Source organism: Nocardioides sp. (genome assembly GCF_036267815.1).
Classification (GTDB): domain Bacteria; phylum Actinomycetota; class Actinomycetes; order Propionibacteriales; family Nocardioidaceae; genus Nocardioides.
In genome coordinates, this window is sequence record NZ_DATAVI010000068.1 from 1 (window position 1) to 12,707 (window position 12,707).

11 protein-coding genes, 1 other RNA gene and 1 pseudogene are annotated in these 12,707 nt (G+C 69.6%); 3 read left to right on the plus strand and 10 right to left on the minus strand.

All coding sequences use genetic code 11. The features are described from left to right. The first annotated feature begins 144 nt into the window (after positions 1 to 144). Positions 145 to 900: an ABC transporter ATP-binding protein gene (locus VHW64_RS15825; RefSeq protein ID WP_329651540.1), complete on the plus strand. Its 756-nt coding sequence runs from the start codon at positions 145 to 147 to the stop codon at positions 898 to 900. A gap of 203 nt (positions 901 to 1,103) precedes the next feature. On the opposite strand, the pseudogene VHW64_RS15830 reads toward VHW64_RS15825, so the two are convergent. The 4 genes and pseudogenes from VHW64_RS15830 to map form a co-directional block, all read right to left on the minus strand. Continuing rightward, a pseudogene (locus VHW64_RS15830) lies at positions 1,104 to 2,604 on the minus strand (IS1634 family transposase). A gap of 331 nt (positions 2,605 to 2,935) precedes the next feature. Continuing rightward, positions 2,936 to 3,326: RNase P RNA component class A (gene rnpB / locus VHW64_RS15835), an RNA gene on the minus strand. Between the two features lie 152 nt (positions 3,327 to 3,478). Then, the gene (locus VHW64_RS15840) at positions 3,479 to 5,764 is read right to left on the minus strand and encodes a M4 family metallopeptidase (protein ID WP_329651541.1); all 2,286 of its coding nucleotides are present in this window, start codon (positions 5,762 to 5,764) and stop codon (positions 3,479 to 3,481) included. 387 nt (positions 5,765 to 6,151) lie between these two features. Beyond that, entirely contained in the window at positions 6,152 to 7,006 is an 855-nt protein-coding gene (map, locus tag VHW64_RS15845; protein ID WP_329651542.1) for a type I methionyl aminopeptidase, read from the minus strand. A 47-nt stretch (positions 7,007 to 7,053) separates the two neighbouring features. Between map and VHW64_RS15850 the strand changes: the two genes are divergently transcribed. Both VHW64_RS15850 and VHW64_RS15855 read left to right on the plus strand, forming a co-directional pair. After that, a complete protein-coding gene (locus VHW64_RS15850) occupies positions 7,054 to 7,272 on the plus strand; it encodes a hypothetical protein (protein WP_329651543.1) in 219 nt (72 codons plus the stop codon). Between the two features lie 71 nt (positions 7,273 to 7,343). Continuing rightward, positions 7,344 to 7,559 carry a hypothetical protein gene (locus VHW64_RS15855; protein ID WP_329651544.1) on the plus strand — a complete coding sequence of 72 codons (216 nt, stop codon included), beginning with the start codon at positions 7,344 to 7,346 and terminating at the stop codon, positions 7,557 to 7,559. Positions 7,560 to 7,569: 10 nt separating this feature from the next. Here VHW64_RS15855 and VHW64_RS15860 read toward each other — a convergent pair whose 3' ends face one another. From VHW64_RS15860 to VHW64_RS15885, 6 genes are all read right to left on the minus strand, one after another. Then, the gene (locus VHW64_RS15860; protein WP_329651545.1) at positions 7,570 to 8,190 is read right to left on the minus strand and encodes a response regulator transcription factor; all 621 of its coding nucleotides are present in this window, start codon (positions 8,188 to 8,190) and stop codon (positions 7,570 to 7,572) included. Next, on the minus strand, positions 8,187 to 9,311 hold the full coding sequence (locus tag VHW64_RS15865; protein WP_329651546.1) for a sensor histidine kinase: 1,125 nt from the start codon (positions 9,309 to 9,311) through the stop codon (positions 8,187 to 8,189). The genes VHW64_RS15860 and VHW64_RS15865 overlap by 4 nt, the downstream gene beginning before the upstream one ends. After that, on the minus strand, positions 9,308 to 10,093 hold the full coding sequence (locus tag VHW64_RS15870) for an ABC transporter permease (RefSeq protein ID WP_329651547.1): 786 nt from the start codon (positions 10,091 to 10,093) through the stop codon (positions 9,308 to 9,310). The genes VHW64_RS15865 and VHW64_RS15870 overlap by 4 nt, the downstream gene beginning before the upstream one ends. Continuing rightward, complete coding sequence (locus VHW64_RS15875) at positions 10,090 to 11,067, minus strand: ABC transporter ATP-binding protein (RefSeq protein ID WP_329651548.1); 978 nt, start codon at positions 11,065 to 11,067, stop codon at positions 10,090 to 10,092. The genes VHW64_RS15870 and VHW64_RS15875 overlap by 4 nt, the downstream gene beginning before the upstream one ends. Positions 11,068 to 11,180: 113 nt before the next feature. Further along, a complete protein-coding gene (panB, locus tag VHW64_RS15880) occupies positions 11,181 to 12,038 on the minus strand; it encodes a 3-methyl-2-oxobutanoate hydroxymethyltransferase (protein WP_329651549.1) in 858 nt (285 codons plus the stop codon). A gap of 98 nt (positions 12,039 to 12,136) precedes the next feature. Continuing rightward, the coding region (locus tag VHW64_RS15885; RefSeq protein WP_329651550.1) for a phosphotransferase at positions 12,137 to 12,707 on the minus strand (571 nt) is incomplete at its 5' end.

Sequence of the window (12,707 nt, forward strand, 5' to 3'; positions counted from 1 at the left end):
GGTGGTCGTGCTGTCGCAGGGCAAGCTCGTCGTGGCCGACGCTCCCGAGGTGATCGCCCAGCACCCCGAGGTCCTGCACCACTACCTCGGTCAGTACGCCGCCAGCGAGGTCGACCCGGCGCTCGCCGAGCAGGAGGTCCTCTCGTGACCGACGCAGTCCTCGAGCTGGAGCATGTCTCTTCCGGGTACGGCGACCTGACCGTCGTCCGCGACGTCTCCTTCGCCGTCGAGAGCGGGAGCATCACAGTGCTGCTGGGCCGCAACGGCGCCGGCAAGACCACCCTGCTCAAGACCCTCGCGGGGCTCCTGCCGATTGCGTCAGGAGACGTCAGGATCTCCGGTGCCTCCGTGCGCAAGCAGCCGGCATACCAGCGCACCAAGCGGGGTGTCGGCTTCGTGCAGGAGAACAAGCGAGTCTTCAAGCGGCGTTCGGTCGAGGAGAACCTCCGCATGGGCGCCTACGCCCACCGGCTCGGCCACAAGGAGGTCGCCGCCCGGCTGGAGGGCGCCTACGAGCGGTTCCCGGTGCTCCTCATGAAGCGACGAGACGTTGCCGGGCACCTCAGCGGTGGTCAGCAGCAGATGCTGGCGATCGCCCAAGCGCTGATCGGTCGGCCCCACCTACTCCTCCTCGACGAGCCCTTCTCGGGCCTCGCCCCGTCCATCGTCCACGACGTGATGGAGTCGATCCGACGAATCAAGGCCGAGGACGGCTGCACGGTGCTTATGGTGGAACAGTCCGTTGACCTAGCTCTCTCGATCGCCGATCGGGTATTGGTCATGGACATCGGCGAGCTGGCCCACGTAGGGCTTCCCACGGATTCCGATATTCGCGACGTCGTCGAGGACATCTACTTCGGTCGCGGAGTGAGGCCGAAAGAGGCGCCGTCCTCGGTGTGACACGCGTCCTAAGTTCCGACCGGCCGGATTGCCGTCACAACTCGTGGGTCCCGGTCTAGTCGACTCACTTGTGCGGTCAGCGTGTCTCGCCCCCGCAGCGGGTACGGACCGAGTGCGTGTCCGCGGGTCTTCCTTCGGGTGAGACACACTCGAATCCCGGGTATGACCCGAGTTGGCTCAATCTAGTGCGCACCTGATCGAGCTCAGTTGATGAGCGCGAGGGCGTCGCGGAGCTCCGGCGGTAGCGGGTCCTCGGCGGTGAGTACCTGGCTGCCGAGGCGGATCTGCACGGTGCGATAGCGCTGGGTGGTGGTGAGGCACTTCTTCATCGACCAGCCCGTCCGGTCCTCGATCGGCCGGGTGATCGCCAACGCTGCGAACACCACCGACAGGTGGGCCTCGATCGACTCACGTTTGCGGTGATAGGTCGGGCGGGCCTGTAGGTCGTGCTTGGACATCCGGAACGAGGCCTCGATGCGCCACAGCTGGTGGTAGGCACCGATCACGGTCTCCGGGTCGGGGTCGACCATGTTGGTGATGTAGGCCTTGAACCCTGCCAGGGCACGGGATTTGGCTTCCAGGTCCCGGTTCACGGGCTTGGTGCTGCCGGTGAGCTTCACGAACCGGTTCCGCTTGACCGCGGTCTTCCCGGCGACGGCTTTCTCGGCCTTCCCGACTTGTTCGTCGATCCCGCGCAGCGTGCGGCGGGCCGGTCGTGGCGGTATTGGTAGTAGGTCACCTTGTCCCGACGACCGGTGGCCCTCTTCGCATCGGTGGCCGGCCACGGTGCGGTGAAGACCTGCTGGTCCTCGGGCACCGCAGCGTCACCGTCGAGTGGCGGCTGCGCCAGTCCTTTACACACCACGAGACCTCGGGGATCCGGGCGCCGATGATGTAGGACAGGTGCTCGTCCTCGATGGCTTCGCGGTCGGCCTCAGAGACCATCCCGGCATCAGCGACGATCGTGACGTCTTCGAGTTGGTGGGCCTTCATCAACGACCGGATCGTGCGGAGCATCGTCAGCGTCTCCGCCTTGTTGCCCTCGAACGCCTCGACCATCAGCGGAAGCCCGGCAGCACCGGTCAACAACCCAACGGTGATCTGCGGCTCGAGCCGGCGCTCCTTGGAGAACCCTGACTCACGGAACCCGTCAGCCTTGTCGGTCTCGAAGTAGAGCGTGGTGACGTCCTAGAGCACCAAGCTCGCCGGCCCCAGCGCCGCGCGTTTCGCACACGCCGCAGCAAGGCTCTGACGCCAGTCCTCGGTGCCGTAGACCGGCAGCCGACGCTTCAACGTCGCCTACGAGGTCGCCGCGACCCCGGTCTCTTCCAGCACGCGCAGGCTGTCCAGCTTGCTGGTCGGCCCGATGATCCGCGCCAGCACCAACTGCCGGAACACCTCATCACCACGGGCCGCCTCGTCGAAGCCGAGCGCGTCGTAGGCGCGGCTCAGGGCGTCCCACAGGTGCCCCATCCGCGTCGCGACGATCTCCACCGGCCCCTGATCACCGGGCACCAGGCCGAGGTCGAGCTCGTCCTGGCCGGCCGCGAGCCGCTGCACAGCGGCTACCTTCAGCGCCTCAAGCTCACGCTCGTCGTGGGCCGACCCGAGGTGCTCGATCGTGCGTGAACCACGCCGCGAGGAGCACACGATCTGGACCGCCGTCGCGCCGGACGCGGTCTTCACCTCGCGCACGTACGCCACGAAACCGCACCATACGGGCACCGATTAGTGCACACACTTCGTCCTACCCGAACACGAACCCGCAGGTCAGGAGCCTGCCGAGTCGCTCAGCCGCGAACCGTGAGCCAAGTCAGGTCCCAGAGGTCGACGAGGAGGGCGCCGTCGATCCGGTCGATCAGCTCGTCGGGCTGGCCCTTGCGCAGAAGAAGCTCCTAGAGCCGCCTCCGCTGTGGCCTGCGGCGTAGGTCGAACTTCCGGATCCCCTCGAACTGGACCAGGAGTGAAAATCGTGGGCACGGTAATGGGCACAGTAGATGCCCTCTGAACGCATAACCGCATCAGAGACCTGGGGCGGAGGGGCTGGTCTGTAGGCCGGGTTCTGTTCCCGGACGCCTTGCGACGTTCCGTTCGGCGACCATCCATCTCGGACCGCCGTTGCCGGCGGCCTCGTGCGGTCCACCCGCGCACTCGGGCGGGCAGCCCTCGAGCGTGCGCTGTTCGACCTTGCTCCGGGCGGGGTTTGCCAAGCCGACCCGGTCGCCCGGGTCGCTGGTGGTCTCTTGCACCACCGTTTCACCCTTACCGGCACCGAGGTGCCGGCGGTCTGTTCTCTGTGGCACTGTCCCGCGGATCGCTCCGGGTGGGTGTTGCCCACCGCCCTGCCCTGGGGAGCCCGGACCTTCCTCGACACCTGTTCATACCAGCTCATACCTGACAGGTGGCGCGGTCGCCCGACCAACCCCTCCGCGCTGGACATCGTAGGGCCTGTCACCCGTCCGAGACGCCCCGGGCGTCAGAACGCCGGGCCGACCTGGTGAGGAGGTCGGCCCGGCGGCCTGGGTGTGGCGCCGTGAGGCGCCGGTTCAGCCGATGCCCGGTCCCGAGTTGCCGGGCATCAGCTGAGGTTCAGCGAGGTGTCGTCGATGACGAAGTTGGTCGCCAGCGAGGAGTCCTCGGTGCCGGTCCACTTGATCGTCACCGTCGAACCGGCATACGACGAGAGGTCGACCGTCCGGACGGCGTACCCCGTGTTGTGGTTGGCGTTGCTGAACGACGACTTGGTGGTTCCGTTGGCCGTCAGCGTCAGCTTGTCGTACGCCGTGGAGCCGCTCTCCTGCGTATCGATGTGCAGGTAGTACGTGAGCGTGGCATGGCAGCCGGCGGGCACGGCCACCGACTGCGACAGCGTGTCGGTGTGGGTGGTGCCGTAGCCGTCCAGCCAGGCCTTCCAGCTGCCCGACCGCGCCGGCTCGCCGGTGGTGTTGTCGATGACCCCGCTGGTGATGGTCCAGCCGGTGTTGCCGGACTCGAAGCCCGGGTTGACCAGCTTCTGGCCCGAGCACGAGCCACCGCCGCCGCCACCACTGATCGTCCACGTGAACGTCGCGGAGCCGGTGGCGCCGGTGGTGTCCTTCGCGGTGACCGTCGAGCTGAACGTGCCGGCCGTCGTCGGCGTGCCGCTGACCAGGCCGGTGGAGGCGTTGATCGACAGGCCGCCGGGCAGGCCGGAGGCCGACCAGGTGAACGACTGGCCCGAGGCGGAGTCGCTCCCGGTCAGCTGAAGCGACTTGGCGGTGCCGACGGTGCCGGTCTGGCTGCCGGGGTTCGCCACGGTGACGGTGTTGGTGCCGCCACCGCCGGTGCAGGTCGGGTCACCGCTCTGCGCCGGCACCGAGACGGCGTTCCACGCGGCCTTGGTGGTGTTGTAGAGAGCGCAGGTCGGGTCGAGGTTCTTGGCCGCGGTGAGCGTCCAGGTGCGGTACTTCAGGTACGACGCGTTGCTCGTCTTCATCAGCATCGCGTTGTACATGATCTGCTCGGCCTTCTGGATGCCGACGCCGGTGATCGACGTGCTGTTGCAGGTCGGGCTCGTCGGCTGGCCGTTGCTCGGGTTGGTGCCCTCCGCGAGCAGGTAGAACCAGTGGTTGCCCGGGCCGGCGGCCGCGTGCACCTCCTCGTTGGGGATGGCCGACGAGTAGCAGTTGTCGTCACCTGCCAGCGAGGGGTTGTACATGTAGCGGATCGGGCCGGAGCCGACCAGGTTGACCTCCTCGCCGACGGTGAAGTCGGGAGTGTCGTACGGCGCCGGCTCGTTGGCGTACCACTCGGTGGCTGCCCCGAAGGTGTCGGCGACGAACTCCTGGGTGCCGTTGCCGGAGAGACCGCCGGGGGTGTGGTCGTCCACGCCGTGGCCCTGCTCGTGACCGAGCACGTCGAGCACCGGGATCCAGTCACCGGCCTCGTTGTGGCCGATCTGCACCTGCGTGCCGTCGTAGTAGGCGTTCTCGTCGTCCAGGCCGATCCGGATCGGCCAGCCGCCGCCGTTGCCGTCGAAGCCGTTGCGGCCGTCCCAGGCCGAGAGCATGGTGTTCTCGACGTTCTCGACGTACATCGCGTCGACGCAGGCGGTCTCCTTGTTGGTGGCGTTGCCGTTGCCCCACACGTCGTCGGTGCCGGTCAGCGTCGTGTTGGTGGACGCGTCCTGGCATTTGATCGACGGGTGGTTCGGGTCGGTCATGGAGTAGGTGCTGCCCGAGTGGGTCGTCGGGATCGTCACCGGGTTGGGCCCCTCGTACGCCGAGGTGCCGGTGCCGTCGGAGACCCGCTCGCGTGCCTGGAGGACCTTGCCGTTGCGCGCGTCGACGACGACGTCCTTGATCGAGGGCTCGACGCCCTGATGTCCGGTCACCCGGGTCTCCCAGCCGAGGCGGGACTTCGCGTCGTGCTGCCACACGACGAGCTGCGGACGGGTGTGGTGGGTGAGGTTGGGCACCCGGCGGCCGGCCTTGCGCACGGCCGTGCTCTTCGTCACCTTCGGGGTGAGGGAGTGCAGGCGCACCTTGTGGGTCTGGGCGACCGAGGTGTCGATGATCTGCCCGTGGGAGTCGGTGACGACGACGAAGTCGCCTCCGACGACCGGAAGGCCGCGGTAGGTGCGCTCGTAGGGCGCGTACTGGATGCCGTGCGATGAGAGGACGGGGTGCGCCTGGAACGCCTCGTGGGCGCTGACCTTGAGGGCTGGTGCGTGGCTGGCGACCAGCGCGCGGGCGGACCTGGCCGCCAACGAGCGGGCGCTCGGCGAGTGTGCCGGCGCGGCTGCGACCGCGCCGTGCGGGAGCGCGGCCATGGCCGCCCCGACGAGCGCGGCGGCAGCGATGCCGCCGAGATGTCTCCTACTCATGCTCTTTCGTCTCCTGGATCCTGGGCCGGAGCCCATCCGGACGGGCCACTGGAGGGTGCGGGCTCGTCAGCGATCCCCAGCCGGGTCTCGACCGAGGGCCGGCCATCAGGGGGGAGATGGCCTGGCGAAGAGTTGCAATCCAGGAGGAGCAGGGTCAACGAGTCACGAACTGCAGGTTTATGCAATGCACGAACATGAGCGAAGACGGGGCTGCCGCTGCCTCTTGGGTCAACAAGACGTCATGAACGCTCCAAGGGCGGACCCGCGATGGAAGACGTCGGGCCACGTCCGGATCGCACCGGAATCGTCGGTCGACGGGGACGATCGACACGTCTCGCCGACAGCTCTGCGATGCCGCCGACAGGTCACGGACCTCAGCCGGGGGACCTAGGGGAGCGTCAGGATCTCGGCGCCGTCGTCGGTGACCAGCAGCGTGTGCTCGAACTGCGCACTGCGCCGACCGTCGGCGGTGACGACGGTCCACCCGTCGTCCCACATCACCCACTCGTGGGTGCCGAGATTGAGCATCGGCTCGATGGTGAAGGTCATCCCGGGCAGGATCTCGTCATCGAAGCGCGGCTCGTCGTAGTGAGGAATCACCAGGCCGCTGTGGAACGACGTCCCGATGCCGTGGCCGGTGAACTCCCGGACGACGCCGTAGCCGAACCGCTTGGCGTAGGCCTCGATGACACGTCCGATGACGTTGACCCGCCGGCCCGGCTTCACCGCCTTGATCGCCCGGTCGAGCGTGTCGCGGGTGCGCTCGACCAGGAGCCGGGTCTCCTCGTCGACGTCGCCGGCGGGGAACGTCGCGTTGGTGTCACCGTGGACGCCGTCGAGGTAGCCGGTGATGTCGATGTTGCAGATGTCGCCGTCCTGGAGGACCCGTGCGTCGGGGATGCCGTGGCACACGACCTCGTTCACGCTGGTGCACAACGACTTCGGGAAGCCCTTGTAGCCCAGGGTCGACGGGTAGGCACCGTGGTCGCAGAGGAACTCGTGGCCGATCCGGTCCAGCTCGTCGGTGGTCACCCCGGGGGCGACCTGGGCGCCGACGACGTCGCGCGCCTGCGCGGCCAGCCGGCAGGCGGCCCGGATCCGCTCGATCGTCTCGGCGTCCTTGACCTCGCTGCCGGTGAACTCCGCGGGCAGCGGGCGGTCGACGTACTCCGGCCGGGCGATGGACGGCGGGACCGGTCTGCGCGGCGAGATCGGCGCCGGTGCGATCGCGGTCGAGGTCATGGGCCGAGTCTACGGTCGGCCCCGAGGTCGCCCGTAGTCTGCGGGGCATGGACAAGTACTGGTTCTGCGTCAAGCACCACCGGGTCGAGAAGACGCCTGGCGAGATCTGTCCGCCCATCGACCGGCTCGGGCCCTACGACACCGAGGCCGAGGCGCAGCGTGCGCTGGAGAAGGCCAAGGAGCGCAACGAGGCGTGGGACAGCGACCCGGAGTGGACCGACGAGACCGACTGGAGCGGGCAGTCCAAGAGAAGCACCACCGAGTGACGCCGCGCCCCCCTTCTCGGCCCGCGCCACCTCCCGCCCCGGCGCGCATCTCGCCGTTGCCCTTCGCCGGGATGATCGGGCTGGTGTGTGTGCTCTTCCTCGACTTCGGGAGCACGATCGTCCTGAGGTGGTGGGCGGTCTCGATGTTGGTGGTCGGGTGGCTGGTGCTGTTCGTCCTGGCCTGTGTCTGGTGGGTGCCACGTCCGCGACGACTTCCGTGGCTCGCGGTCACCGGGCTCGTCGTCTGGGTCGCAGTCGTGCTGGGGGTCACGCTCGCGACGCGTTGAGCCCTGGGCGTCAGAGCCAGCCGTTGGCGGTGGCGAGCTGGACGGCCTCGGAGCGGTTGGCGGCACCGGTCTTGCCGATCGCGGCGGAGAGGTGGTTGCGGACGGTGCCGGGGGAGAGGTGGACGCGTTGGGCGATGACCGCCACGGCGGCCCCGTCGGCGGCGGCGCGGAGGACGTCGGTCTCGCGTTCGGTCAGGGGGGAGTCGCCGATCGTGAGGCTGTCCATCGCCAGTCCGGGATCGACCACGCGCAGGCCCTGGTGGACACGGCGTACCGCGTCGGCGAGCTGGGCGGCCGGGGTGTCCTTCACGACGAACCCGTCGGCGCCCGACTGCATCGCGCGGCGGAGGAAGCCCGGTCTGCCGAAGGTGGTCACGATGAGGACGCGGGTCGACGGCGAGAGCCTGCGCACCTCCGCGGCGGCGCTGATGCCGTCGAGGCCGGGCATCTCGACGTCGAGGAGCGCGACGTCGGGACGGTGCTCGAGCACGGCCGGCACGACGGCGTCGCCGGTCGAGACCTCGGCGACGACCTCCAGGTCGGGCTCGAGGCCGAGCAGTGCCGAGAGCGCCCCGCGCACCAGAGCCTGGTCGTCGGCCAGGAGCAGGCGGATCGGCGGCGTCCGGCTCACGGCACGACCACCTTCAACGAGAAGCCCGGGTGGAGCGACTGGGTGACGACGGTGCCGCCGAGGGCGGCTGCGCGCTCGCGCAGGCCGGTCAGGCCGTGGCCGTGCCCTGCTGCCTGGGCACCGTGTCCGTCGTCGCGCACCTCGACCTCGTGGGCGCCGAGCACGACGGTGCAGCGCTGGGCGCCGCTGTGCCGGATCACGTTGGTGATGCCCTCCCGCACCGCCCAGGCGAAGAGCTCGCGCCGATCCGTGGGGACGTCGTCGGTGGTGTTGGGCAGGTCGGCGTCGATCTCGGCCGCGGACAGGGCCATCCGGGCCCGGGCCAGCTCTCCGGGCAGCGTGAGCTCGCGGTACCCCTGGACCGCACGGCGTACGTCGGCCAGCGCGTCTCGCGAGAGCCGCTCGAGGTCGGCGAGCTCGGCCTTGGTGCGGTCGACGTCGACGTCGATGAGGCGGTTCGCCAGCTCGGCCTTGACGGTGATCACCGTCAGGGAGTGGCCCAGGATGTCGTGCAGGTCGCGGGCGAAGCGGTTGCGCTCGTCGTCCAGTGCGAGCCGTGCGTTCTCCTCGCGGACCGACAGCACCTCGATGTTGCGGTTGATCGACTGCGAGATGCCCCAGATCGCCAGGGTGGCGACCAGGGTCCCGAAGAGGATCCCCCAGTCCTTGTGCCAGTCCGGGACGACGATGGTGGCACCGAACGTCGCGAAGGCCACGACGACGGAGGCCAGCCAGGCCCATCGGGTCCGCAGGCACATCACGCACGTGACCGCGATGTAGACCGAGGCCGCGTCTCCCGCCTGGCCGATCGCCGCGCACATCACGATGCCGAGCAGGACCTGGACCGCGACGACCGCCAGACCCTGGGAGACCCGCATCGGTGCCCGGAACGGCGCCCCGAAGCGGCGCCAGCGCATCGCGATGAAGACGGTGAGGTACATCGCCGCGAACAGCAGGGTGGCCACGATCCCGACCGCCCCCCGCACGCCTCCGCGGTCCCAGGCCGTGGAGAGCGGCGAGAGCAGGTAGAACAGCCAGATGGCGGCGAACATCAGCCCCCACCGGCGCGGGGCTGTGTGCTCCGCCCCGGTGGGGGCCTCGATGCTCGACGGGTTGCTCACACCCGGGCCGTGTCCTTGCTCATCCTCCAGGCCGCGCCGGCGACGAAGATCGCGAACCAGCCGATGGCGTTGACCAGGGCGAACCATGGCAGGTCGTGGGTCAGCGGCGACCTCGCGATCTCGGAGACGCCGTACATCGGCGTCCAGTAGGCGACGTGGCGGACGACGTCGCTGTACTGGTCGAGCGGGATGAACACCCCGCCCAGGAACGACAGCAGGGCCAGGCCGGGGCCGAGGATCTGCATGGCGTTCTCGCCGGGCACGACGTACCCGATGAAGACACCGAGGGCCGCGAACGTGAGGGTGCACACCAGCGTCACGAAGGGCGCCACGATCCATACGTGGGTCGGCATCACGGCCTTGCCCTGGAGCAGGCCGACGATGTTGACGGCCGTGATCGCCAGGGCGCCCATGAAGAGCGCGACCAGTGCCTTCATCACGATGTAGGCCACCGGGTTGAGCGGGGTCAGCCGCAGCTGACGCGACCAGCCCAGCGAGCGCTCGAGGGCGACCATGGAGCCGCCCGCCGCGGAGGTGAGGGCGGCGCCGTACAGCGCCATCGAGATCAGGATGTAGGCGGCGACGTTGCCCGAGCCGGCCTTGTCGTTCCAGCCCTTCTGGCCTCCGAAGCTGAGCAACAGGGCGGCCGGCAGGACCAGGGTGAAGACGATCGTGCGCCGGTTGCGCAGCATCCGCTTCAGCTCGATGCCGAGCACGGTGAGGTTGAAGCCGCCCATGGGCGGGACCCGGCGCGTGCTCGGGTCGATGGTCTGCGTGGTCATGCCGACGCTCCTTGGCTGGTCGTGGAGTCGGTGCTGTCGGGGGCGCCCTGGGCGTCGCCGGTCAGGCTCAGGAAGGCGTCCTCCAGACCGCGGGCGGTGATCTCGAGGTCGTGGGCCGCGGTCGTGGTGAGCAGGTGGCGGGCGATGGCGTCGGTGTCCTTGGCGTGGATGTAGACGGCCTCGCCGCGGATGTCGACGCTCTCGACGCCGGGCAGTGCGGACAGCTCGGTGGCGTCGGCGCCCGGCAGGGTCGCCCGCACGGTGCGTCCCGCGGCCAGCGCCTTGATCTGGCTGCCGGTGCCGTCGGCGACGATCTTGCCCTGGCTGATCAAGATGATCCGGTCGGCGTACTGGTCGGCCTCCTCGAGGTAGTGCGTCGCGAAGAGGACGGTGCGGCCCTTCTCGGCATCGGCCCGGATCGCCGACCAGAAGTTACGGCGGCCCTCGACGTCCATGCCCGTGGTCGGCTCGTCGAGGAGCAGCAGGGCCGGGTCTGACAGCAGGGCCATCGCGAACCGCAGCCGCTGCTGCTCCCCGCCCGAGCACTTGCCGACCTTGCGGTCGGCGATCGACTCGATGCCCGCGGTGTGCAGGACCTCGTCGACCGGCGCCGTGTCGGCGAACAGGTTGTCCATGTAGGCGACGGTCTCGCGCACCGTGAGGTCCTTGAGGAGTCCGCCGGTCTGCATGACCGCCGAGACGAGGCCCCGGGCGATGGCCTGCCGGGGTTGGAGGCCGAGGACGTCCACCGTGCCGGTGGTCGGCTTGGAGAGACCGAGCATCATGTCGATGGTGGTGGTCTTGCCGGCGCCGTTCGGGCCCAGGAAGGCCACGATCTCACCGGGCTCCAGGGTCAGGTCGATGCCCCGGACGGCGTGCACGTCGCCGAAGTCCTTGGTCACGCCCGCGAGGCGGAGGGCGGGCACGACGGCGGCACCGGTGCCGGTCGTCCCCGAGATGCTGGTCTGTGTCATGGCTCCAGCCTGGCCCACCGGCCCGGCCAGCGCCTCACACAGCCATCACGTGTTGTCCGTGACTTTTGTCAGGCCCATCGCCGGCTCACGTTCCGCTCAAGGTCAGCTCACGGTCAGAAGGTGTGCTCCGGGCCGGGGAAGGTCCCGTTCTTGACGTCGGCGTCGTAGGCACGGGCGGCGGCGAGGAGCTGCCCGCGCAGGTCGGCGTACTGCTTGACGAACGTCGCCATCTTGCCCGCGCGCATGCCGAAGGCGTCGGTCCACACCAGCACCTGACCGTCGCACTCCGAGCCCGCGCCGATGCCGATGGTGGGGATCGTCAGCTCCTTGGTGATCTGGGCCGCGACGTCGCCGGGCACCATCTCCAGCACCACCGCGAACGCCCCGGCGTCCTCGACGGCGTGCGCATCGGCCAGCACCCGCTCGGCTGCCTCACCTCGGCCCTGGATGCGGTAGCCGCCCAGCGCGTGCTCGCTCTGCGGGGTGAAGCCGATGTGTGCCATCACCGGGATCGCGCCGTGCGCGAGCCGGGAGATCTGCGCCGTCATCTCCACGCCGCCCTCCATCTTCACGCAGTGGGCGAGGCCTTCCTTCATGAAGCGCGCGGCCGTGCCGTACGCCTGCTCGGCAGAGGCCTGGTAGGACCCGAACGGCAGGTCTCCGACCACCAGTGAGCGCCGCACCGACCGGCTCACGGCCCGGGTGAGGGGGAGCAGCTCGTCGACGGTGATCGGGACAGTCGTGTCGTAGCCGTAGACGTTGTTGGCCGCGGAGTCCCCCACGAGGAGGACGTCGATGCCCGCCTCGTCGAACGTCGCGGCGGCGTTCTGGTCGTAGGCGGTGAGCATCGAGAACCGCTCGCCGCGCTCCTTGAGCTCGCGCAGGTGGTGGGTGCGGACCCGCCTGACGGGGGTGGTGCCGGCGGCAGGTCCGCTGCCGTACGGCGCGGCGGTCTCGTCGGACTGGCTCATCGTGGGCTCCTTGCGCGTCGTCGCGGCTCCCGGTGGAGTCCACGCAACGTCTCCAGGCTAGTCAGGTCAGAGGGTCAGCGAGCCTGTGTCGCTGGTCACTACCGGTCCAGCTCCTCGAGCAGGCCACCGAACGCGATCTCGTCGTCGGCGGTGCCGGTGTGGGGCGCGGCGAACCACGCGGCGTACTCGCTGATCTCGTCGAGCCGCCACTCGAGGTCGAACAGCTCGACCATCTCGGGGTCGACGGCGGTCGGCGAGCCAGCGGCCAGGAGGGTGCGCAGGTCGAGCTCGGCCGGGGCCAGCGTGAGCGACTCCCAGTCGACGAGCAGCCGACCCTGGGGCGTCAGCAGCTGGTTCCCGCTGTCCGGCTCGCCGTGGGTGGCGACCCAGGCACGGCTGCGGGCGGCGCCGGCGAGGTGGTGATAGCGCCGGGTCCATCGCTCGAGGTCGGCGAGGTGGGCTCGTACGGCGTCGCGGGCCGGGGCGGCGAACGGCCCCGGCCCCCAGTCCTGGCGCGCCAGGGCCGCGACGGTCTCGGCGAAGTCCGGACCGACGCGGGGGAGCCAGGGCGGAAGTCCGGGCGGCGGCTCGGCTGCGTGGAGCCGGCCGAGCGCGGCGGTCGTCCAGACGACGTCCAGCGGGCCGTCCGGGCTGCCCTGGCGCCACGGC